Origin of the sequence: Caballeronia sp. LZ065, from assembly GCF_031450975.1 — a bacterium.
Lineage (GTDB): Bacteria > Pseudomonadota > Gammaproteobacteria > Burkholderiales > Burkholderiaceae > Caballeronia.
Window position 1 is genome coordinate 847410 of record NZ_JARUXV010000004.1, and the last position, 20693, is coordinate 868102.

Below are 20693 nucleotides of genomic sequence, written 5' to 3' on the forward strand. Positions count from 1 at the left end.
CAGAGGCATCCGGGATGGACTCGACATTCGACAATCGAAGGCACGCCGGCCGCGATCTCGCGACGCATCTCCGCCATTACGCCTATCGTGACGACGTCGTCGTTCTCGCGCTCCCGCGCGGCGGCGTGCCGGTCGCGTTCGAAGTGGCCCGCGCGCTTGCCGCGCCGCTCGACATCCTCGTCGTCCGCAAGCTCGGCGTGCCGGCGCAGCCGGAGCTCGCCATGGGCGCGATCGCCTCGGGCGAGGCGTTCTTCCTGGACCGGAGCATCGTGGAGTACGCGGGCGTGTCGCAAGATCAACTCGATAGCGTGATCGCGGAAGAGCGCGCCGAGCTGCTACGACGCGACCGGCTGTATCGCGGCGCACGTCCGCCGCCCGACGTGAGCGGCCGCGTGGCGATTCTCGTCGACGACGGCATGGCCACCGGCGCGACGCTCAAGGCCGCCGCGATGTCGCTGCGGCGCGCGCATCCCGCGAGGATTGTCGCGGCGCTGCCGGTCGCGCCGCTCGATTCCGATGCGCGGATAGAACACGTGGTGGACGAGTTTGTCTGCGTGCTCCGACCGCATGCCTTCTTCGGTGTAGGCCAGTTCTACGCCGACTTCGACCAGACCAGCGACGACGAAGTACGCGACCTGCTCGACGCCGCGCGGCGCGACGTCTAACGCGTCCAGGGCGCGCCGGAAGCTTCGTTGCTGCGGCCGTAACGCTCGCGCGCGGCCTTGAGCACCGAGCGTTCGATCACGCCGTCATCCACGAGCGCCTTCAGCGCGGCCAGCACGATCGACACGCGGTCCACCTCGAAGAACGCGCGCAGCGCCTGCCGCGTATCGCTGCGGCCGAAGCCATCGGCGCCCAGCGTCACATAGCGGCGCGGCACATAGGCGCGAATGAGTTCCGGCAGCGCGCGCACATAGTCCGTTGCCGCGATCACCGGTCCGCGCGTGCCTTGCAGCGCGCGGGTAGCGAATGGCTCGGGCGCGTCGTCGTCGCTCAGGCGCGCGAGCCGTTCGCATGCCGCGCCGTCGCGATGCAATTCCGTGTAACTCGTCACGCTCCATACCGCCGCTTCGATGTTCCAGTCCTCCGCGAGCATCGTGCGCGCCGCGAGCGCTTCGTTCAGGATCGCGCCCGAGCCGAGCAGCTGCACCTGCGCCGCGCTTTCGGAAGCATCGCCGAGCCGATGCATGCCGCGCAGGATGCCGTCGCGCGTGGCATCGCTCAGCGTGCCGCCGGGCGCGGAGGGCTGCGCATAGTTCTCGTTGGTCACGGTGACGTAATAAAACACGTCGTTCTGCCGCTCCATCATCTCCTGCATGCCTTCGTCGACGATGGCCGCCACCTCATACGCGAACGCGGGATCGTAGGCGCGGCAGTTCGGGATCGTCGATGCGCTCAGATGGCTCGTGCCGTCCTGATGCTGCAAACCCTCGCCGCCGAGCGTCGTGCGCCCCGCCGTCGCGCCGATCAGGAAGCCGCGCGAACGCTGGTCCGCCGCCGCAAAAATCAGGTCGCCGATGCGCTGGAAGCCGAACATCGAGTAGTAGATATAGAACGGCAGCATCGGCAGGTCGTGCACGCTGTAGGACGTCGCCGCCGCGATCCACGACGACACCGCGCCCGCCTCCGAAATGCCTTCTTCGAGAATCTGGCCGCGCGTGTCCTCGCGGTAATAGAGCATCGAGCCCATGTCCTCCGGCTCGTACAGCTGGCCGAGCGGCGAATAGATGCCCACCTGCCTGAAGAGGTTCGCCATGCCGAAGGTGCGGGCCTCATCGGCGACCACCGGCACCACGCGCGGCCCGAGCGTGGGATCCTTCAGCAGGCTGCCGAGCATCCGCACGAAGGCCATCGTCGTGGACATTTCCTTGCCGGCGGCAGTCAGCGCGAATTGCCCCCAGCTTGACAGCGCGGGCGGCGTCACGCCCTGTGAGGCCTTCGCCCGGCGGCGCGGCAGATAGCCGCCCAGCGCCGCGCGCCGTTCGTGCAGATAGCGCATCTCCGGCGCATCGACGGCGGGTTTGTAGAACTTCACTTGCTCGACGTCCTCATCCGACAGCGGCAGGCGGAAACGGTCTCGAAACGCCTTGAGGTCGTCGAGATCGAGCTTCTTCTGCTGATGCGTCGTCATGCGGCCCTGGCCCACCGCGCCCATGCCGAAACCCTTCATGGTCTTGGCGAGGATCACGGTCGGCTGGCCCTTGTGCGCGAGCGCCTTCGCGTAAGCCGCGTGCAGCTTGCGCACGTCGTGGCCGCCGCGGCGCAGGCGGTCGATGTCCTCATCCGACAGATGCGCGGCCAGCGCCGCCAGTTCCGGGTTCTGGCCGAAGAAACGTTCGCGGTTGTAGCGGCCGTCGTTGGCGGAGAAGGTCTGGAACTGGCCGTCGACGGTATGAGCAAAGGCGCGCAGCAGCGCATTGTTGCGATCGCGCGCGAACAGCCCGTCCCAGTCCGAGCCCCACAGCACCTTGATGACGTTCCAGCCCGCGCCGGTGAATTGCGCTTCGAGTTCATCGACGATCCGGCCGTTGCTGCGCACGGGACCGTCGAGCCGCTGCAAGTTGCAGTTGATGACGAACACCAGATTGTCCAGCTGCTCGCGCGCCGCGAGCGACAGCGCGCCGATCGACTCCGGCTCGTCCATCTCGCCGTCGCCAAAGAAGCCCCACACCCTGCGGCCTTCGGTGACTTGCAGGTTGCGGTTCTGCAAGTAACGCATGAACCTCGCCTGGTAGATCGAGTTGATCGGCCCGATGCCCATGGAACCGGTCGGGAACTGCCAGAAGTCGGGCATCAGCCACGGATGCGGATAGGAACACAGGCCCGGCCCCGCGATCTCGCGCCGGTAGTGCTTCAGGTGTTCCTCGTCGAGAAAGCCTTCGAGAAACGCGCGCGCATACACGCCCGGCGACGAATGCGGCTGGAAATACACCAGATCGCCGCCATGATTCGCGCCGGCCGCGCGGAAGAAGTGATTGAAGCCCACTTCGAACAGATCCGCCGCCGATGCATAGCTGGCGATATGACCGCCCAGCTCGCCATAGGCGCGGTTCGCGCGCACGACCATCGCCAGCGCGTTCCAGCGCAGCACGGCGGCGAGCCGCTCTTCGACGTCGAGTTTGCCCGGATAAGGCGGCTGCTGCGCAACGGGAATGGTGTTGGTGTAAGGCGTCGCGCGCGCCCGCGCCGATTCCACGCCCACGGACAGCGCATGCTCCGCGAGCCGGTCGAACAGATACTGCGCGCGCTCCCGGCCGACGTGCTCGACCACGGCATCGAGCGCCTCCAGCCATTCGGCGGTTTCCGCGGGATCGACATCCTCGCGGCCTTTCGCGATGGAAAGAAGCTGGGTGGTTCCGCTCGACAAATCGGTCATGGCGACTCCGCGCGCTGGCTGATGGTGGGTGGCTGATGGATCCCACAAGCATATCCACGCTTGCGCAGAATGTGCGTCTCATTTGGCTGTTTCTGCGCTTTGAGATAGTGTATTTATTCTTGCAAACCGCCCAAAACCGGAATTTCTCGACCATGAGCATGACGACCCGGCAACGCCTCGACCGCATCGACATCGGCATCCTCAACCAGTTGCAGCACAACGCGCGCATCACCAACGCCGAGCTGGCGCGGGCGGTGAATCTCTCGGCCACACCGTGCTTCAACCGCGTGCGCGCGCTGGAGAAGGCCGGCCTGTTCCGCCAGCATGTCACGCTGCTCGATCCGGAAGCGCTGGGTCTCTCCATCAACGTGTTCATCCAGGTGAGTCTGGAGAAGCAGGTCAAGGACGCGCTGGCGCGCTTCGAGCAGGCGATCAGCGAACGTCCCGAGGTGATGGAGTGCTATCTGATGACCGGCGATGCGGACTATCTGCTGCGTGTGGTGCTGCCGGACATCGCCGCGCTGGAGCGCTTCATCCTGGACCGTCTGACGAGCTTGCCGGGCGTCTCGAACATCCGTTCCAGCTTCGCGCTGAAACAAGTGCGCTACAAGACAGCGCTGCCCTTGCCCGCCTCTGGCTTGACGCTGCGCGATCCGGATGCCGCCGAAACGGAATGGACCTGATTGTTTCTCGAAAAAGGTCAATTCTTCCGATTAAATCCACGGCAAGCGTAACTCTTGCCATGATTCGGAGTGTCATCTATAACTCGTGTGCCACGCGGCCGCACCACCGCGAAGCCGTGTTTCTTCAACGAAGCGCCACGCGAGAACAAGAAAATGAACCTCGAAACGGTACGTGTATTCATCATGACGCGCGGCGTCGATCTGGCGATCATGGTCGTCGGCGCCATCGCGCTGTGGATCATCGGACGCTGGCTCATCAGTCTCGTCACTGGCGGCATGCGCAGACTGCTGTCGCGCAACGGCCGCGTCGATCCGACGCTCGCCCATTACCTCGGCTCCATCGTCGGCGTCATTCTCAACCTGCTGCTGATCCTCGCGATCCTGCAGATCTTCGGCGTCCAGACCACCTCGTTCGCGGCGCTGCTCGCGGGCCTGGGCCTCGCGATCGGTACGGCCTGGGGCGGTTTGCTCGCGCACTTCGCCGCCGGCATCTTCATGCAGGTGCTGCGGCCCTTCAAGGTCGGCGACTTCGTGACGGCGGGCGGCGTCACCGGCACGGTGACCGAACTCGGCCTGTTCGGCACGACCATCACGACGCCCGACAACGTCGCGGCCATCATCGGCAACAACAAGATCTTCTCCGACACGATCTGGAACTTCAGCCAGCTGCCGCACCGCCGCGTGGAGCTGACGGCGAAGATCGCGAACGGCGTCGATCCGCTCGACGCCATCGCGCGGCTGAAGGAAGCCATCGCCCGGATTCCGAACGTCGCGACGACGCCGCCGCCGGATGTCGAAGTGCTGTCGTTCACGCCTGAAGGCCCGTTGCTGTGCGTGCGCCCTTACACCAACACGAGCGATTACTGGCAGGTCTATTTCGACACCAACCGCGCGATCATCGAGACCTTCAAACAGGCTGGCTATCCGACGCCGGAAACACCGCTCGCGCGTCGCGTCATCGGCTAGACGCGGCGCTTCCATTGCTCAAGCCGCACGGACGCGCGCACCGTGCGACGGCAAGCCCCCGAGGCGCGCCGCAACGTGATCGATAAACGCCCGCAGCCGCGGCGCTTCATGACGGCTCTGCGGCCACACGATCTGGAACGTCCCTTCCGTGCTTACGTGCGCGCCGAGCACCGTCCGCAACAGACCCGCCTCCAGCGCAGTCTTCGCGACAAAATCGGGCACGCAAGCGAGACCGAGCCCTGCGATGCACGCAGCCAGCACCGCTTCCATGTCGTTGAAGGCGAGGATGGCGTGGGGATCGAGCGCATAGCTGTGATCGTCCCGGGCGAAGCGCCACGGCTCGGGCCGGCCGCTGGTCGGCGAGCGGAAGCGGATGCAGGCGTGGTCCACGAGCTCCTCGGGCGTCGCCGGCTCGCCGTGTGCCGACAGATAAGCAGGCGCCGCCACGATCACCGGCCCATATTGCGCGAGCGGACGCGCGAGCAATTGCGAATCGGCGAGACGCCCGGTGCGGATGACCGCGTCATAGCCTTCCTGCGTGACGTCCACCAGACGGTCGCTGAAGTCGATTTCCAGCTCGATGTCCGGATAACGCCGCCTGAACTCGGGCACCAGCGGCAATAACAGACGGCCGCCGAGCGACGGCGCGCTGATGCGCAGGCGTCCGCGCGGCGATGCGGTGGAATGGAACAACTCGTTTTCGGCGTCTTCGAGATCGGCGAGCATGCGCTTGCAGCGCGCGAAGAAGCGGGCGCCTTCGTGCGTGAGGCCGATGCGGCGCGTCGTGCGGTTGAGCAGTTGCACGCCGAGCTTCGCCTCCAGCCGCATCACGCTCTTGCCCACCGCCGACGCCGACAGCCCCAACGCCCGGCCCGCCGCCACGAAGCTGCCGGTTTCGGCCGCCCGCACGAAGGCCACCATGCCGGACAGGCTTTCGGTGGAAAGAGAACCGTGCGTGACGGCTGCGGCCGCCGCGGGAAGATGAGTCATGTGCGTGATCCAGCGAGAAGAAGAGGCGCGACGATTGCGCCCTGTTCTCTGCATGAACGTGCACGCACGGTTTTTATTCCCCTACGCCGTCACGATGCTTCAGCCGTTCAGTTCCTCATGCAGGGCCACGTATTCCTGCGCGAGCTTGTGACGCGGTTCAAGGTAGATCATCGGCCGCGCGTGCTGATGGCTCTCGCGAATCTTCACGGACGAGGACAGATGGGACTTGAGCACCGGCAGGTCCTCGCCGCGCAGTTCGTCGACGAGTTGCTGCGGCAGGCTCGCGCGCGGCTGGAACTGGTTGATGACGATGCCTTCCACGCTCAGGTCCGGGTTGTGATCGTGGCGGATCTCCTGCACGTTCTCGAGCACCGAATAGAGCGCGCGACGCGAGAAGTCATCGCAATCGAAGGGAATCAGGCAGCGCTCCACCGCGATCAGCGCGGAACGCGTGAAGAAGTTGAGCGCGGGCGGCGTGTCGATGTACACGGCGTCGTAATGTTCGAGATTCCTGAGCGCGTCGCGCAGCTTGTAGATCTTGTAGCGCGATTCGAGCTTGCCTTGCAGCGCGTCGAGAGTCGGGTGCGACGGCACGATGTCGAGATGCTCGAACGGCGTTTGATGGATGAAGGACTCGAAAGCGGGCTCGCGAAAGCTGTAGCTCAGCGCGGACTCGAAGAAGCTGGCGAGATTCGGCTGGGCTTCGCCGGCATGCGCGCCGAGCAGATACTGGCTGGCATTGCCTTGCGGATCGAGATCGATGACGAGCGTGCGCAGGCCGCGCGACGCGCTGATGGCCGCCAGATTGCAGACGATGGTGGACTTGCCCACTCCACCTTTTTGATTGAAGACCACACGGCGCATCGGCTTATTCTTCCTCGGTTTGTGAACGGTCGTTTGTTCATTGGGTCGTTCGGCTTTCGAGTGGGCCGACCAGTGCCCGGTGGCAAATCTTAGCGCATCAAAATGACCGCTCTTCGACGCTGCACGCCACGCCGGCCTGTGCGACGATGTTCCGCATGCCCGCATACCCACGGAACCTGGTGCATCCTGACGCCCCTTCATGGCAAGACGTTGTCATGCAGACCGAACGCGCGCTTGCGTGCGGCGCGCTGCGCTCCTTCGACACCACGCAGAGCGTGATCGAAGACGGCGGCGTGCGCTTTCTGATCCGGCAGGCGGCGAACCTCCGGCGCAAAGACGAAGCCGCGAAGCGCTCGGCCACGCCGACCAGCGCAACGCGCGATCCGTTCTCGCCGTGCGAGGCGGCGTTGCGGGTCGGCGACATCGGCGCCCGGCACTTCTTGCTGCTCAACAAGTTCAACGTGCTTGCGCATCATCTGCTGATCGTGACGAACGACTTTGAAGCGCAAGCGTCGCTCATCAACGAAAGCGATTTCGCCGCACTGTTCGTGTGTCTCGCGCGCTTCGACGCGCTGGGCTTCTACAACGGCGGCACGATCGCCGGTTCGAGCCAGCCACACAAGCATCTGCAACTGGTGCCATTGCCACTCGACGGCCACGCCCTGCCTGTCGAACCGTCCATCGAAGCCGCGCGCACGAACACAGTCTTCCAGGCGCCGCAGCTTGCGTTCAGGCACGCGGCCGCCTGGCTCGCCGACGACGATCCCGCCCGCGCCCACGCCGTGTATGTGCAATTGCTGAAGGCCATCGGCGTCGAGCGGATCGAGATTGCAGGCGTCGCGCAGCAGAGTGCGCCGTACAACCTGCTGGTCACGCGCCGCTGGATGCTGGCCGTGCCGCGCAGCGTGCCGGACGTGCGGGGCGTCGCAGTGAATGCGCTGGGCTTCGCAGGCTCGCTGTTCGTTCGCGACGACGCCCAGCGGCGCATCGTCGAAACGCTCGGACCCATGCAATTGCTTGCGAACGCAACTATCTCTTGAAATCGGTCGACGTGCCCCGCATGTCCGCATCCAGACATCTGGAGTCATGCCAACATGGGAAGCCGGCCACAATTCATCGATGACCTCGGGCGCGCGCCGCACGTCGCCGCGTCATCCACACACGCCGCGCCGCTCGACGACACCGCCCTGCTCGACGCCTATTCGCGCACCGTGATCGGCGCGCTCGAACGCGTGCAGCAGGCGGTCGTGTTCATCTCGGTGGAGCGCGAGCTTGCCGACCCGCGCGGTGCGCGCCGCCAGACGGGCGGCACCGGATCGGGTTTCATCTTCACGCCCGACGGTTATCTGCTGACCAATAGCCATGTCGTACACGGCGCCACGCATCTTGCCGTCACGCTCGCGGACGGCACGCGTTTCGACGCCGATCTCGTCGGCGACGATCCCGCCAGCGATCTCGCGGTGCTGCGCATCGGATCGCCGGAGCCGCTGCCGCATGTGGAACTGGGCGATTCGGGCAGCTTGCGCGTCGGGCAGATCGCCATCGCCGTGGGCAATCCGCTGGGCCTCGCGCAGACGGTCACCACCGGCGTCGTGTCCGCGCTCGGGCGCTCGTTGCGCTCCACCTCGGGCCGCCTGATTCACGACGTGATCCAGACCGACGCCGCGCTCAATCCCGGCAATTCGGGTGGACCGCTGATCAATTCGGCGGGACAGGTGATCGGCGTCAACACGGCGATCATCTCCGGCGCGCAGGCCATTTCCTTCGCGACCGCGATCGATTCGGCCAAGTGGGTCATCATGCAGATCTTCACTCACGGGCGCGTGCGGCGCGCGTACATCGGCGTGGCGGGCACGACCACGCCCATCTCCCGGCGCGTGCAGCGGTACTTCGGGCTGTCGTCGGCGAGCGGCGTGCATGTGATGGAAATCGTCAAGGGCAGCCCGTCCGCAATCGGCGGATTGCGGACGGGCGACCGCATCGTCGAAGTGGATGGCATCGCCGTGGACAGCGTCGACGGTCTGCAGCGCACGCTGGATGCGTCGCGCATCGACAAGCCCGTGAAGGTGGCCGTGCTGCGCGGCACGCAGAAGGTCGAGATCGACCTCACGCCGGTCGAGCAAACCCCTTGACGTGTTTGGATGCGTACGGCGGCACCCGCCGCCGTACGCAGCTTCACTTCATTCTTCCCGGCTGGTCTCCCGAGCGGCCTTATCCCCGTCCCCCGTAACCGGTCGCGCGACAGCAGCGCAGACAGTCGCCAGACGCTCGCGCAACGCGACGGCATCGCGTCGCAAGGGCTCGTTGGCGGTTGCGTCGATCAATGCATCGATGCGCCGCCGCCAGTACTCCGGCCGCATCACCACAGGGTGCGCCGGCACGCAGCGCCCGCTCGTCGCGACACGCGCCAGTTCGGCAATCATTCGCCCGATATGCACGAGTTCCTGATGCGCGTATTGATCGACGCTCACGGCTGATATGTCCTCCACGGTTCCCTCTTGCTGAACGCAAGAACCGAAAGGTTTATTCCATTTCGAAAGCTTTTATGTCGAACCGGTCAGGCCCGCTCATTGCGCTTGACAGAGACATCCTGGCGGCTATGTGCGGCAACAGCCGGTAGGCGCGCCGCCGCTACGGTTCAATGCGAGGCAGAAGGCAGCGCGCTCACGGGTCGCCCCGTTGAACGATCCTGCCCTGTCGGGGGAAGGTCCTGGAAAAAGGATTGCCATGAACACGTACAAGAAAAATCAGGCTGCGCCGCGACGCGCAGCTTTCCGTTGCACGGGCCAGCAGCTGGACGCCATCATGCGCTTCGCAGAGGAGCGCAGGCTCGATCAACAACCGCTGCATGTCGTCGTCGAAGCCTTCTGGCGCTTCCAGGCGCATGCGAAAGCCGCCTGACGCCATGACATGCGTGCTCGGTGATGCGGCGCCCTGCCGTCACTGACTCGACAGCACACGCTGCTTGAGCACCCAGATCGCGGTAGGCACCGCGTAGTAGCTGCTGACGTTGCCGGTGACGAGCTTGCCCGTCAGCTGGATGCGAGCGTTCTCAGCAGGCGTGGCGTCGATGATCTGCACCGCCGATATCGTCGACTGCTGCCGCGCGCCCTGCCCCGTACCCGCGCTGGACACGCATACCGGACTCGCCAGCGAGAGCACCCATGCGGGCTTGGCCGAGCCATCCGCCTCATGCGGCGCCTGCCGCGTGGCCGTGCCTTCGAGCGTCACGACATCGCCGTCGTTGTAGCACGGCGCCGCCGACGCTGCACGCGCCACCAGCAAGATCGTCAATGCGCAGGCTTTCGCAATCATTCGGACCTCGTGGGAGACGCGTCGGCCGACGCGCTGGGTTGGCCGGGAAGCACTGTCACTTTAGGGTATCGGCCGTGGGGTCGCAACCCGGTGAAATCTCGTGGCGCTGCCCTGCGCACCACCTTTCAGACCTGTCATGCGGGAACGGGTGTTGCTGCGGATCATATGAGGATTACACCAGCGCGCTTTGCTCACCGAAGCAGCGCGGGACGATATCTGAAGCTCGGATCGCGTGAAGACGATCCATCCACAGGGGGCGACGATGAATCAGGTCATAGTAGGTGTGTTCGGTTCCTATCGCGACGGACACGAAGCGCTTCGCGCATTGCAGCTCGCGGGCTTGCGACGCGATGACGCCCATCTTTACCAGGCGCGGCGCGGCGAGGTCGACATCGACACGCCGTGGCAACCTGCGCACGATGAAGACGAGGCCGAGTATGTGGCACACGGCGAGCATCAGGGCGTGATTGCGCGCAATCGCTTCGCGCCCAACGAACCTTTGCCAAGGCCCGCGCCTCCGCTGCCCACCGAAGCCGATGCCGCGCTGCTGCAGCGCACCTTGCTCGTGATTCGGATCACTGGCGAGATCAAGCCCGCTGCCATTGGCGAGCTGATGCACGAACACGGCGCGATCGCCGTCAAGGATGCCAGCGGACACTGGCGCTTTTCACCGTACCGGAACGCCGCCCGGGTTTGAACGCATCAATGGACGCCTGAGCGCGGTGCTGCGGCATCCGTCGCGGAATCGGCGGGGTCGTCATCTTCAGGCGGGGCCGCCGATGCCACTTCGTTCGCCAGATCGCGGGCGGCCTGCGCGGCCGAAGCCGCCCGCAAGCGTCTGCAATGAGCAGAATGCCTGAGCGTGGCGAGCATGCGCACAACTTCCCGGGTTCGGGTTCTCATCGACGTCTCCATCTCAATAATGTTGAGAAACTACTTTAAGTTTAGGCGCCCGGATGGTGATGGCAAGGTGCAAGCGTGAAACAATCGCCCGGCGAAAGTGGTGCGCCCGCTACTGGTACGACAGGGTGAAGGTCGCCTTAGCGTGAGCGCTGCCGGGCACCAGCGCGCTCGCCGTGCGCACGTAGCGCGCCGCCAGCGGAATCTGCATCACGCCGCCCGCCGACGTCCCCGCCGACCATTGATTCAGCGTGCCCGCCGCCCGCGAGTCGGGTCCGAACGCAATCGGGTCCGCACCGTTCAGGATCTGGATGCCCACGCCCGCAGCCGTCGAACCCGGCGCGAGCGCGAGTTCGGTGGAGCGGTTTCCCGGATCGATGGCGTCGGTCATCGTGAGGTAGACCCTGATGCCCGGCTGGCAATCCAGTCCCAATGGCACGAGCGTGTCGCCGGTGCTGTCGCCTTCGTTCGCGAGGTCGCTCGTCAACGCATTGGGCAGCGGGAACTACAACGCGTGCGTCAGCAGCTTGCAGGTGTTGCCGCTGACGGTCGTCGAGCCGGTCAGAGTCTGGGTGGCCGTCACCGTTTCGAAACAGCTACCCGAGAAATTCACCTTCATGCTCGGCAGGTTGCCCGTGACGCCGCTGCTGACGGGGCCGGTGACCAGAAGCTCGGCCTTGGTGTAATGAACGGCGCGGCCATCGGGGCGCGAGAACGACTGTGACAGCGGCGCCTCCGCCAGACCGCCGGAGAAGTTGCTCGTGATGTAGAAGCGCACGCCGAGACCTGGTACGCCGCTCTCATACACATTCGTATAGCCCGGCACGAGTGTTCCGTTCACCGTGACGTCCTTCTGGATCGGGCAGTCGACGCCGCTCGTGGCGATGCCCGCGTTGCCGCTCACGCTCGCGAGATTGGTCCCCACGGCCGTGTCCTGTCCGATCGACACGCTCGCTGGAAAGCTCAGCACGGGCATGTTGCCGGCGGCCGGAAACGTGAGCGTGCCCGCGATGGCCTGACAGGCTGGAAGCATCAACGCGATCAGGCGGAGTGCGTTGCGGTTGAACTTCAGAAGGGATGCGCACAAGCGCCTTGCGAGCGCGAACAGGAGAATGTTCATTGCACGCTCCGCATGCCTCGATGGGATCCGGCGGACGCTCATTGATACGACATCGTGAAAGTGGCCTTGCCGTTGACGCTGCCCGGCACCAGCGTGGTCGACGTGCGGACATAGCGCGCCGTGAGGGGCACCTGCATCGCGCCGCCCGTCGATGTCCCCGCGATCCATTGATTCACCGTACCCGCCACGGCTGAATCCGGACCGAAGGATAGGGGCGTCTCGCCGTTCACGATCTGCAAGCCCACGCCCGCCGCCGACGAGCCTGGCGCAAGACTCAGGGTGGACGAACGGTTCGCGGGATTGACGGCATCCGTGAGCGTGAGGCCGACTTTCACGCCTGCGGGGCAGTTGAGCCCTAGCGACAACGTGGTGTCGCCGGTGGTGGCGCCTACGCTGGGCAGATTCTTGGAGAAGGCCCTCGGCAGATCGAAAGCGAGCGTGGGCGTCGTCACGCTGCAGCTGTTGCCCGTGACGGAGGTGCTGCCGGTCAGGGTCTGGGTGGCGGTGACGGTCTCAATACAACTGCCGGAGAATTTGATGAACATGGAAGGCAGGTTGCTCGTGGTACCGCTACCCACGGGCCCCGTCACGACGAGGTCCGCCCGGGTGTAGTGCGGTGTCTTGCCGTCGGGTACGTTGAATGATTGCGATGTTGGGACATCGGTCCAGGTGTCGTTGAAATACGCGGTGATGTAGAAATGGACGCCGATTCCCGGCACGCCGGTCTGATAGACGTTGGTGTAACCCGGCACGAGCGTTCCGTTCACGGTGACATCTTTCGTGACGGTGCAGTTGGCGCCGCTCGTGGCAAGTCCCGCATTGCCGGACGCTACGGACAGCACACTTCCTGGCGCCCTGTCGCGACCTACCGACACGCTGGCGGGAAAGCTCAATACCGGCATGCTGCCCGCAGTGGGGAACGTGAGCGTTCCCGCAAGGGCTGGGCACGCTGCGACGATCAAGACGATGCACAACATCGCGTGCAGTCGGATGAGCATCGTTCGTCCCGTCGCACGTGCGCGCGTCCAGGCAAGAAGGGTGGCCGATCTCACCACGAGTGATCCCAGGAAATGACTGTTCACGTGGAAGCGCACGCCAACGCCCTCCCCCCTGACTGATCCATGTTCGTATAGCCGGGCACGAGCGTTCCGGTTACCGTGACATCTTTCTGGACCGTGCAGGTCACATCGCTGGTCGCGACAGCTGCATTGTTCATCTGCTGCCAGAGCGTCATTCCAACAGGGATGTCCCGACCGACCGAAAGACTCGCGGGCACTTTCGGTATCTGTATTCCATGGCTGGGATACGTTAGCGTCCCGGCTTGGGCTTTCAACATCGGCCACATGATCGCGACGAAGCCCAGCAAGCGGCTCCATCGACCGCGGACCATCCGTACATCCTTCATTTGCTCACCTGATTCGATTCCGTGCTCACCGCCACCGGCGCATCCATGCAATGCGTCTCCACCGACGCATACAGCGCGTTCTTCTGCGTCGTCCGTGGCGGCAGCGTATAGCTCACCATGCATCGCCCGGATGCCTGCTCGCCCCACGTCACCGCGAGACTTCCCTGATCGTCGAGGCCCCGCGCGAAGATGCGGCTGTCCTGCGCCACGACGCCCACCACCTGCCCTTTGCCGTCCGTCACTTCGGCGCCGAACGGCAGCGATTCGCCGTTGATGCGCGGCGCGCGGATCAGCACCGCGCGGCCCGTCATCGTGCGGTACTTGAGCATCACGATGGAGCCGAGGTGCGGCGCCGCCTGATCCGAAGTCGATTCGAACTCCACATCCGGCGACGTACCCTTCGGATCGATGTCGATGGTGTTCATGTCATAGGGCGTCAGATACGGCACGACGGCATAGCCGCGTCCGTCGATCTTCGCGCCCGACGTGCCCGCCACTGTCGCGCCTTCGGCGCCGTGCGCCTCGACGATCCCGAAGGTCTCGCCGACGGTCTGGGACAAGGTCACGCCGCCCGGATGCGCGACGATCGAGCCGCTCACGCCCGCCGACACCTGCGACGTGTGCGCACTGCCGCTCGCGGAGGCCGTGATCTGCGCATACGGCGCGCGATAGACGCCGCTCGCGCCGCCGTTGCCGCTGATGCTCGCGCCGTTGGCGCGGGTCTGCGCCCCGTAGAGGTTGTAGGACATCTCGTTGCGCTCGCCCGCGGAGCCGCTCACGCTTTCCTGAAGACTCGTGACGTCGTCGCTGGTGTTCAGGTTGACGCTCAACAGCGGCGCATGCGGCGAGCGGCCGAGCGGAAGCGTCACGCTCACCATGATCTCGTCCGAGGTCTCGCCGTCCGTCGAAATGGTGCGGCCCGCGCTCACGCTGTAGCTCCCATAGCGAAAGCTGTTCGAATAGCCGAGCTGATAGAACGTGTCGTGCCCCGGACGGTTCCAGTAGTTCTGCGAGGTCAGCGTGCCGAATACCGTGCCGTAGTGCTGCAGAGGCTGATTGACCGTCAGTTGCAGACGCCCGCGCTGACGGTCGCTCACGGCGCCGCCGTTCATCGCATAGTCGCGCGCGCGCGCCGCGTCGGCGAAGCTCAGGTAGCCCGAACTGGAATAGCGGTACGCACCGAGCGTGAAATTGGTATTGGAGTAATCGATCAGCTTGCTGTAGGCAATGTGCATGCTCCGCCCGCTCATCGTCCCGTAGCCGGGAATCTCGGTGCGCGCGGCGGTCAAGTCAGCAGCGAACGCGCCCAGTGTCGTGTTCAACGCGGCGCCGAGGTTTGCGGCCACATAGCCGCTCGCCGCAATCGCGCCGCCATACGCCGTGACCAGATTCGTCAGGCCGCGCTGCAGCGTGAATTGCGTGAAGGTGGGCCGCGAATGCAGTGCGTCGTCACGCAACTGGCCCGCGGTGAACGCGAAGCGCGTCGTGCCCGGACGCAGCGACTGCGCCACCGCCGCATAGGGCACGCTGAACGACTTGGCGCGTCCGTCGGCCTCCGTGACGGTCACATCCAGATTGCCGCCATAGCCCGTCGGGTACAGGTCGCGCACTTCGAACGGCCCGGGCGGCACGCTCGTCTCGTAGATCACCTGGCCGTTCTGGCGCACCGTCACGCGCGCGTTCGATGCCGCCGTGCCGCGTACCACCGGCGCATAGCCGCGCAGCGACTCCGGCAGCATGCGGTCGTCGGTCGCGATCTGCGCGCCGCGAAACGCGACGCTGTCGAACACGTCGCCGGTGGTCTGGCTTTCACCCAAAGTCACCTGGGCCTGGAGGCGCGGCACGTCGTGCTGGGCGTAGGTGGAGATATCGTCGAACTGGGTCGGCTGGCCGGTGGACGAGGTCAGCGACGACTGATGCCGCAGATGCCATCCGCCGAGATTCACGCCCGCGTTCAGGCCGAGATAGCTCTGCGTGGAATGCATGCCGTCGTTTGAGGTCTGATAGACATTCGCGCCATAGCTCACGAAGGCCGCGTTCACGCCCTTGTCCCAGAGCTCGGGCGGCACGTAGCCGCGCGCCTGATTGCGCATGTATTTCTGCGGAACCGAGACCGTGAGCTTCTGCTCGCCGAAGTCGAAATCGACGGCCGCCTCAGGCACGAGCGCGCGCAGGTCAATGCATGAGTCGGCCTGTGTCTCCCGTGCGCCGGCAAGCTTCGCGAAGTCGACGCCGGCCCGCTCCAGCATGCCGCGCGTCAAACAAGGCGCGGCGCTCACGTCGCGGCCCTGATCGAGGAAGCGCACCGTGTCATGCACGACGCGGTTGCCGTTCATCCAGACATCCACGGGATACACGCCCGGCGACACATAGTTGCTGCGGGCAAGCCGCGCGATATCGACACGCTGGGGATCCACACGCAGATAGGTCGTGTCGAACTCGACGACCGGCTCCGCCGGAACCGCCGGCTCCGTTGCCGCGGCGGCGAATGACGACAGCACCAGCGCCATCGCCGGCGTGAGCTTGAACACGCTGTACCGGGCGTGCAAACGAAGCCTCCGGCGCAACGTGCCCCGCTTCACACTGCATGTCTCCTGCATCGAATTTGAAATCCATGGTTGTCGGCTCGATGTCCGGCGCGCACGCGAGCGCCCGCCGCACGCCGGCGGCGCAGCGCGTCGATCTCGTATGTCGGAACTCGAACCCGTTGACGGGCGGGATGCGCTCAGCCGGCGCGCGGAGGATGACTAATCGGCTGCGTCGGCATCGCCCTCGATGGGACTGCCGAGATCGCTGATCGCCATGTAATGGACCTTGCCGGCATGCACCCCGCTCATGTGCGGCACCGCTATGATTTCGGTGCCCCGCGGCGCGACCATGCCGCCCATCTCGTTCTTGTAGTGCCTGCCTTGCGCCTCGACCTCGAGCTCGCTGAACGACACGTAATAGGCAGTCGGATTCGAGACGGCGAGCGCGTCGCCGCCTTGCGGCGCGGGCACGATCTTCCAGGCCAGCGCGCGCGGCGCATCCTCGGGCACGCCCGGCAGCTTCACCGGCCGCACGAACACCTTGATGCGCGTGCGGTAGGCCAGTTGCAGCGTGTTCTGATCGGCCTTGGGCTGCACCTTCGGCGGAACGTCGAGCACGTTCAGCCAGTACACCGACTCGCGGTCCTGCGGCAGCGCGTCGCCGCCGTACATCAAGCGCAGCGTCTGCGACTTGCCCGCGTCCATGCGGAAGATCGGCGGGGTAATCACGAAGGGCGTCTTGACTTCGCCGGGCGCGGCGTCGGCGCGGCCGTCGTCGATCCACACCTGGACCAGCGAAGGACTGCGGCTGTCGTTGTTCAGCTTGACCGTGACTTCACGCTGATCCAGCGGATAGACCACCCGCGTGCCGCCGATCGTCACGCTCGCGCCCGCCCTGCCCGCCGCGCTCGCGAAGCAGATGACGAGACACGCGGCCGCTGCGATCCGCCGCTTGTTCCTGTTCATGTCGATTGCCTGTTTCATGACCACGCTTTGACTGACTCATGCCGGGCGCGGCCCACGCGCGCGCCCGGGTGCTGCATGCCGCGACGCGATTACTGATAGGTCATCGTGTATTGCGCCGAGGTGGTCACGTTGCCCGCCGTGACCTTGCCGGTCGCGTAGTACTGCGCGAAGTAGTTCAGCGTGGCCGCGCCGCTGGCGATCGTCGCGCCGTTCGTGGCCAGGCCGTTGTTCGCGTTCGTCAGGATGTTGATCGGCTGCATGTTCGCGTTCAGAAGACGGACCTGGAGGTTGGTGGCCGGCGTCGTCGCGGCCTTGTTCACCAGATCGCCGCTCGACTGATCCACCGTCGGGCCGTTTTCGAAGCGGGCGACGGCCTTGGTTGCGGTGCCCGTGCAGCCGCTCAGCGTCATCTTGATGTCGCCGAGATTGGACGTGCCGGCCGTCGCGCCGGCCGCCGCCAGCGAGCCCGCCGTCACGGTCGGCAAGGTCACGGCGATGTCCGCCGACGCGCCGCTTGCCTTGCCGTTGATCGAGCAAGTGGTGTCGGTGATGACGCCGTTGATGGTGATGGTGCCGTCGGCGGCTTGTGCGATCGTCGACGAAAGAGCGATGAACGCTCCGGACAAGATCGCGGCTGCGACGGAAATGCGCTTCTGCATGGTGTGCTCCACAACTGGGACGGGTGAGTTCTTGTGCGATCGGCACGCGCGGCTCGCGTGCCATATCGCTGCTTCTAACGCCAGATGTTTGCCGAGCAACTTTGTTATCGATCGACTGGTTGCGTGACATCTGACGTCCAGTGAATCGTAGAGACAGCGAAATAGGATTGATCTAGTCGAAGTCTGAAAATGACGAAAGCGTCATCAGACATGAACGATTTCCGCGCGCGCGAAGAGTCGCTTCTCCGGCCGTCTCGCGTGTGTGTTCGAACCGTCTAGTTAATTTTTTGGGTTCGTGACCGTCACGCAACAAGGCTTGAAAGAACATGACTGTCTTCTTGCAGCCCTCTTACGATGACTGGAAAATAACGTGAGGCCCGAAAGGCCATTCATTTTTGGAATCCCGCTCCAGGATCCGCAGCGACGCGGCGAAAGACGGTCCAACCCCACGGACACTCGATGGCAAGCTTGGAGAGCAAGGCACGTTACCGCATTGATACCGGGAGCACCGGCGCCGGCATCGCCATCATGATCCTGACCACGGCCACCTTCGCCGCCAGTGACTCGACGGTGAAGGTGATCGGCACGGCGGTTCCGCTGCTCGCGCTCTTGTGGGTCCGTTACTTGTTCCAGATGGTCGTGCTGGGCGTGTGGCAGGTGCGGCGTGGCGCGTTCGGCCTGTTCCGCACGGGCAGCGTGAAGCTGCAGACCGTGCGCGCGGTGCTGCTGCTGACCAATTCGGCGTGTACCTTCGCGGCCCTGCGGCATCTGCCGCTGCCGGTGACCACGTCGCTCGCGATGCTGGCGCCGCTGATTTCCACGCTGCTCGCCGCGCTCGTGCTGAAGGATCACGTCCCGCGCAGCAAGTGGGCGATGGTCGTGCTCGGTTTCATCGGCATGCTGCTGGTGGTGCGTCCGGGCGGCAGCCAGTTCAACTGGAATATCGTTTATCCGATCGGCTCGGCGACGACCTTTGCGTGCTTCCAGGTCATCTCCAGCCATCTCTCCCGGGTCGACGACGCCATCACCACCAACTTCCTCACGGCGTTTGTCGCGACGCTGGTGCTATGCGCGCTCGTCTGGATGGATCAGGCGGAGACGCTGCCCGCGATTGCACGCGTGCGGCCCGGAAGCTGGCTGCTGGTGGGATTGATGGCGACCTTTGCGACGGTGGGCCAGTTGCTGATGCTGCAGGCGTTACGGCGCGCGCCGCTTGCCGTGCTCACGCCGTTCTCGTATGGCCAGTTGGCGTTCGCGGCATTTTTAAGCTGGCTGCTGTTCGGACAGGTGCCGGATGGCTGGATGGCGTTCGGCATGTGCGTGATCGCGGCGAGCGGCATCGGCACCGTACTGCTGCACGGGCGCGGCCAGACGGCGTCTGCCGTGACGCCGGAAGCGTGATGATCCGGAAGATGCAGCGGGGACAGTGCGGTCAGTTGACTGCCTGAGGTTGAACCTGTGATTGCACCGGCGCCTGGTGACTTTGACCGGTGCACAGCCAGTGCACGTCGAGGTCGAGCGCCCGGGCGATGCGATTGAACGCCGCCAGCGGCGGCACCGTGATGCCGCGACGCCAGAATTGCACGTCGTGCTCGCTCACGTCGAGCCAATTGGCGGCTTTTGCGGAACTGATGTTCGCCTTGTGCATGGCCCGGTCCAGACGCGCGGCCATGGCGCGCCGCAGGGCATTGTCTTCTTCGCTACGTTCAAGGTGGCCCAGGGTTTGAGAATGTCGCCCCATTTTCTTCAAGTCTCTCGATTTATATGTATGCCGTTCAGCGCCGGCTGATTTGCGCGAGGGTGAATCCTATAGAGGCTAAGTGACGGGCTGGTGACACAAATTGCGTCGAATTCCTTACCCGGCATTACGCCCATTCCCTCGTTTGCTGCGGTGCGTGATTTTTCCAATTCAGGCATCAATGCGTCAACTAGGGAAACATCGCATTCGGTAATAATTGGCTTAGGTGTTTACCAGCGAGTCCGCGCAGAACGCCACGGGTCAAGGCATTGCGCGAACGAACGTGCGTTCCGGACAAGCTTGAAGATTTTGTCCACCGATGAAATATTGTTCATATTTCAAGAAAGGCTTTTGCGTGTCCATCGTATGACGTGATGTGTGATCAAACCGTCTATATCGCGCACGTGCATTTGCTTGTTTCCCTGCGATTACTTTGACGAATATCGGAATGGTTTAATGTCTGGTGGGAAACACGTAATTGACACGCGAAGCAGTTTCATTAGAATGAGTCGTTCGCTGCACCGCACCAATCATTGCGCGCCCTGCGCCATCACGCATCAACCCACCTGGAGTCGAGAATGAGCAGTCTTGCGCCGGAAAAGGTAGTCGAGTCGCAGAAAGCGGGAGTAGACGCCACGTTTGGTCTCGCCACGCGGGCCGTCGGTGGGTTTGAACAACTGGTCGATCTGAACACGCGCACCCTCAGAACCGCGCTCGACGAACAACAGGCGTTCGTCGTGCGTGCGCTGTCGGCGCGCGGTCCGCAGGAATTCTTCACGCTGCATAACCAGAATCTGCAGGACGCAGCCCAGCGCACGCGGGCGTACTGGACGCAGGTCTACGAAATCGCCGCGGGCGTGCGCGGCGACTACATCGAGGCCGCGCAGGATCAGATCGGCAAATCGCAGCGCAACGTCCAGGCCTTTGTCGAGAGCCTGGCGAGCCATGCGCCCGCTGGCAGCGAAGCCGTGGTGAATGCGTGGCGATCCGCCATCGATGCCGCGACGGAATCCGCCAACTCCACGTACGAAGCCGCCAGGAAGGCCGCCAAACAGGTCGTGGATGCCGCGCAGAGCGACGCGGAAGTGGCCAGCGGCGCCGTCGTGCGCGCGGCGCAGCCCAAGGCGGCCAGCGCGAAGAAGTAAATTTCAGAGCGGGTTTCGAGACGCCGCGAAACACGGCG

General features: G+C 64.6%; 22 protein-coding genes. 8 read left to right on the forward strand and 14 right to left on the reverse strand.

Going from position 1 to position 20693, the window contains the following annotated elements:
* Positions 1-14: 14 nt before the first annotated feature.
* Entirely contained in the window at positions 15-665 is a 651-nt protein-coding gene (locus tag QCE63_RS30435; RefSeq protein ID WP_309838231.1) for a phosphoribosyltransferase, read from the forward strand.
* On the opposite strand, the gene mdeB is transcribed toward QCE63_RS30435, so the two are convergent.
* Positions 662-3376 carry an alpha-ketoglutarate dehydrogenase gene (gene mdeB, locus QCE63_RS30440; protein WP_309838232.1) on the reverse strand — a complete coding sequence of 905 codons (2715 nt, stop codon included), beginning with the start codon at positions 3374-3376 and terminating at the stop codon, positions 662-664. The genes QCE63_RS30435 and mdeB overlap by 4 nt on opposite strands.
* Before the next feature lie 158 nt (positions 3377-3534).
* Here mdeB and QCE63_RS30445 point away from each other — a divergent pair, with 158 nt between their 5' ends.
* A complete protein-coding gene (locus QCE63_RS30445; protein ID WP_309839340.1) occupies positions 3535-4059 on the forward strand; it encodes an Lrp/AsnC family transcriptional regulator in 525 nt (174 codons plus the stop codon).
* A gap of 153 nt (positions 4060-4212) precedes the next feature.
* On the forward strand, positions 4213-5025 hold the full coding sequence (locus QCE63_RS30450; RefSeq protein ID WP_309838233.1) for a mechanosensitive ion channel family protein: 813 nt from the start codon (positions 4213-4215) through the stop codon (positions 5023-5025).
* Positions 5026-5043: 18 nt separating this feature from the next.
* Here QCE63_RS30450 and QCE63_RS30455 read toward each other — a convergent pair whose 3' ends face one another.
* Together QCE63_RS30455 and QCE63_RS30460 are read right to left on the reverse strand one after the other, a co-directional pair.
* The gene (locus QCE63_RS30455; RefSeq protein WP_309839342.1) at positions 5044-5946 is read right to left on the reverse strand and encodes a LysR family transcriptional regulator; all 903 of its coding nucleotides are present in this window, start codon (positions 5944-5946) and stop codon (positions 5044-5046) included.
* Positions 5947-6114: 168 nt separating this feature from the next.
* On the reverse strand, positions 6115-6879 hold the full coding sequence (locus QCE63_RS30460) for a ParA family protein (protein WP_309838234.1): 765 nt from the start codon (positions 6877-6879) through the stop codon (positions 6115-6117).
* A gap of 155 nt (positions 6880-7034) precedes the next feature.
* On the opposite strand from QCE63_RS30460, the gene QCE63_RS30465 reads away from it, so the two are divergent.
* Together QCE63_RS30465 and QCE63_RS30470 are read left to right on the forward strand one after the other, a co-directional pair.
* Positions 7035-7919 (forward strand): phosphorylase, encoded by an 885-nt coding sequence (locus QCE63_RS30465; protein ID WP_404990209.1) that lies wholly within the window; start codon positions 7035-7037, stop codon positions 7917-7919.
* Between the two features lie 54 nt (positions 7920-7973).
* Complete coding sequence (locus QCE63_RS30470; protein ID WP_309838235.1) at positions 7974-9011, forward strand: trypsin-like peptidase domain-containing protein; 1038 nt, start codon at positions 7974-7976, stop codon at positions 9009-9011.
* 48 nt (positions 9012-9059) lie between these two features.
* Here QCE63_RS30470 and QCE63_RS30475 read toward each other — a convergent pair whose 3' ends face one another.
* The 3 genes from QCE63_RS30475 to QCE63_RS30485 form a co-directional block, all read right to left on the reverse strand.
* Positions 9060-9350 carry a hypothetical protein gene (locus tag QCE63_RS30475; RefSeq protein ID WP_309838236.1) on the reverse strand — a complete coding sequence of 97 codons (291 nt, stop codon included), beginning with the start codon at positions 9348-9350 and terminating at the stop codon, positions 9060-9062.
* Between the two features lie 193 nt (positions 9351-9543).
* Complete coding sequence (locus QCE63_RS30480; RefSeq protein WP_309838237.1) at positions 9544-9765, reverse strand: hypothetical protein; 222 nt, start codon at positions 9763-9765, stop codon at positions 9544-9546.
* 54 nt (positions 9766-9819) lie between these two features.
* Complete coding sequence (locus QCE63_RS30485; protein WP_309838238.1) at positions 9820-10194, reverse strand: hypothetical protein; 375 nt, start codon at positions 10192-10194, stop codon at positions 9820-9822.
* A gap of 262 nt (positions 10195-10456) precedes the next feature.
* On the opposite strand from QCE63_RS30485, the gene QCE63_RS30490 reads away from it, so the two are divergent.
* The gene (locus tag QCE63_RS30490; protein WP_309838239.1) at positions 10457-10891 is read left to right on the forward strand and encodes a hypothetical protein; all 435 of its coding nucleotides are present in this window, start codon (positions 10457-10459) and stop codon (positions 10889-10891) included.
* 5 nt (positions 10892-10896) lie between these two features.
* Here the strand turns inward: QCE63_RS30490 and QCE63_RS30495 are convergent, their stop codons facing one another.
* The 7 genes from QCE63_RS30495 to QCE63_RS30525 all read right to left on the reverse strand — a co-directional run bounded on the left by QCE63_RS30495 (position 10897) and on the right by QCE63_RS30525 (position 17772).
* Complete coding sequence (locus tag QCE63_RS30495) at positions 10897-11097, reverse strand: hypothetical protein (protein WP_309838240.1); 201 nt, start codon at positions 11095-11097, stop codon at positions 10897-10899.
* Between the two features lie 109 nt (positions 11098-11206).
* Positions 11207-11581: a fimbrial protein gene (locus QCE63_RS30500; protein ID WP_309838241.1), complete on the reverse strand. Its 375-nt coding sequence runs from the start codon at positions 11579-11581 to the stop codon at positions 11207-11209.
* An 18-nt stretch (positions 11582-11599) separates the two neighbouring features.
* Entirely contained in the window at positions 11600-12214 is a 615-nt protein-coding gene (locus tag QCE63_RS30505) for a hypothetical protein (RefSeq protein WP_309838242.1), read from the reverse strand.
* A gap of 38 nt (positions 12215-12252) precedes the next feature.
* A complete protein-coding gene (locus tag QCE63_RS30510; RefSeq protein WP_309838243.1) occupies positions 12253-13212 on the reverse strand; it encodes a fimbrial protein in 960 nt (319 codons plus the stop codon).
* 403 nt (positions 13213-13615) lie between these two features.
* On the reverse strand, positions 13616-16168 hold the full coding sequence (locus tag QCE63_RS30515; protein ID WP_309838244.1) for a fimbria/pilus outer membrane usher protein: 2553 nt from the start codon (positions 16166-16168) through the stop codon (positions 13616-13618).
* Between the two features lie 198 nt (positions 16169-16366).
* Entirely contained in the window at positions 16367-17113 is a 747-nt protein-coding gene (locus tag QCE63_RS30520; RefSeq protein WP_309838245.1) for a fimbria/pilus periplasmic chaperone, read from the reverse strand.
* Between the two features lie 89 nt (positions 17114-17202).
* Entirely contained in the window at positions 17203-17772 is a 570-nt protein-coding gene (locus QCE63_RS30525) for a fimbrial protein (RefSeq protein ID WP_309838246.1), read from the reverse strand.
* Between the two features lie 459 nt (positions 17773-18231).
* Between QCE63_RS30525 and QCE63_RS30530 the strand changes: the two genes are divergently transcribed.
* Positions 18232-19173 carry a DMT family transporter gene (locus QCE63_RS30530; RefSeq protein ID WP_309838247.1) on the forward strand — a complete coding sequence of 314 codons (942 nt, stop codon included), beginning with the start codon at positions 18232-18234 and terminating at the stop codon, positions 19171-19173.
* Between the two features lie 31 nt (positions 19174-19204).
* Here QCE63_RS30530 and QCE63_RS30535 read toward each other — a convergent pair whose 3' ends face one another.
* Positions 19205-19513 carry an XRE family transcriptional regulator gene (locus tag QCE63_RS30535; protein WP_309839346.1) on the reverse strand — a complete coding sequence of 103 codons (309 nt, stop codon included), beginning with the start codon at positions 19511-19513 and terminating at the stop codon, positions 19205-19207.
* Between the two features lie 575 nt (positions 19514-20088).
* On the opposite strand from QCE63_RS30535, the gene phaP reads away from it, so the two are divergent.
* On the forward strand, positions 20089-20655 hold the full coding sequence (gene phaP, locus QCE63_RS30540) for a TIGR01841 family phasin (RefSeq protein WP_309838248.1): 567 nt from the start codon (positions 20089-20091) through the stop codon (positions 20653-20655).
* Positions 20656-20693: the final 38 nt, after the last annotated feature.

Bases quoted from the DNA above. Each gene is read 5' to 3' on its own strand.
- QCE63_RS30480 (WP_309838237.1), bottom strand. From the start codon at position 9,765: ATGCGCCTGGAAGCGCCAGAAGGCTTCGACGACGACATGCAGCGGTTG.
- QCE63_RS30485 (WP_309838238.1), bottom strand. From the start codon at position 10,194: ATGATTGCGAAAGCCTGCGCATTGACGATCTTGCTGGTGGCGCGTGCA.
- QCE63_RS30435 (WP_309838231.1), top strand. From the start codon at position 15: ATGGACTCGACATTCGACAATCGAAGGCACGCCGGCCGCGATCTCGCG.
- phaP (WP_309838248.1), top strand. From the start codon at position 20,089: ATGAGCAGTCTTGCGCCGGAAAAGGTAGTCGAGTCGCAGAAAGCGGGA.
- QCE63_RS30445 (WP_309839340.1), top strand. From the start codon at position 3,535: ATGACGACCCGGCAACGCCTCGACCGCATCGACATCGGCATCCTCAAC.
- QCE63_RS30510 (WP_309838243.1), bottom strand. From the start codon at position 13,212: ATGCTCATCCGACTGCACGCGATGTTGTGCATCGTCTTGATCGTCGCA.
- QCE63_RS30460 (WP_309838234.1), bottom strand. From the start codon at position 6,879: ATGCGCCGTGTGGTCTTCAATCAAAAAGGTGGAGTGGGCAAGTCCACC.
- QCE63_RS30465 (WP_404990209.1), top strand. From the start codon at position 7,035: ATGCCCGCATACCCACGGAACCTGGTGCATCCTGACGCCCCTTCATGG.
- mdeB (WP_309838232.1), bottom strand. From the start codon at position 3,376: ATGACCGATTTGTCGAGCGGAACCACCCAGCTTCTTTCCATCGCGAAA.
- QCE63_RS30505 (WP_309838242.1), bottom strand. From the start codon at position 12,214: ATGAACATTCTCCTGTTCGCGCTCGCAAGGCGCTTGTGCGCATCCCTT.
- QCE63_RS30495 (WP_309838240.1), bottom strand. From the start codon at position 11,097: ATGAGAACCCGAACCCGGGAAGTTGTGCGCATGCTCGCCACGCTCAGG.
- QCE63_RS30470 (WP_309838235.1), top strand. From the start codon at position 7,974: ATGGGAAGCCGGCCACAATTCATCGATGACCTCGGGCGCGCGCCGCAC.
- QCE63_RS30490 (WP_309838239.1), top strand. From the start codon at position 10,457: ATGAATCAGGTCATAGTAGGTGTGTTCGGTTCCTATCGCGACGGACAC.
- QCE63_RS30525 (WP_309838246.1), bottom strand. From the start codon at position 17,772: ATGCAGAAGCGCATTTCCGTCGCAGCCGCGATCTTGTCCGGAGCGTTC.
- QCE63_RS30455 (WP_309839342.1), bottom strand. From the start codon at position 5,946: ATGGTGGCCTTCGTGCGGGCGGCCGAAACCGGCAGCTTCGTGGCGGCG.
- QCE63_RS30520 (WP_309838245.1), bottom strand. From the start codon at position 17,113: ATGAACAGGAACAAGCGGCGGATCGCAGCGGCCGCGTGTCTCGTCATC.
- QCE63_RS30530 (WP_309838247.1), top strand. From the start codon at position 18,232: ATGGCAAGCTTGGAGAGCAAGGCACGTTACCGCATTGATACCGGGAGC.
- QCE63_RS30450 (WP_309838233.1), top strand. From the start codon at position 4,213: ATGAACCTCGAAACGGTACGTGTATTCATCATGACGCGCGGCGTCGAT.
- QCE63_RS30535 (WP_309839346.1), bottom strand. From the start codon at position 19,513: ATGGGGCGACATTCTCAAACCCTGGGCCACCTTGAACGTAGCGAAGAA.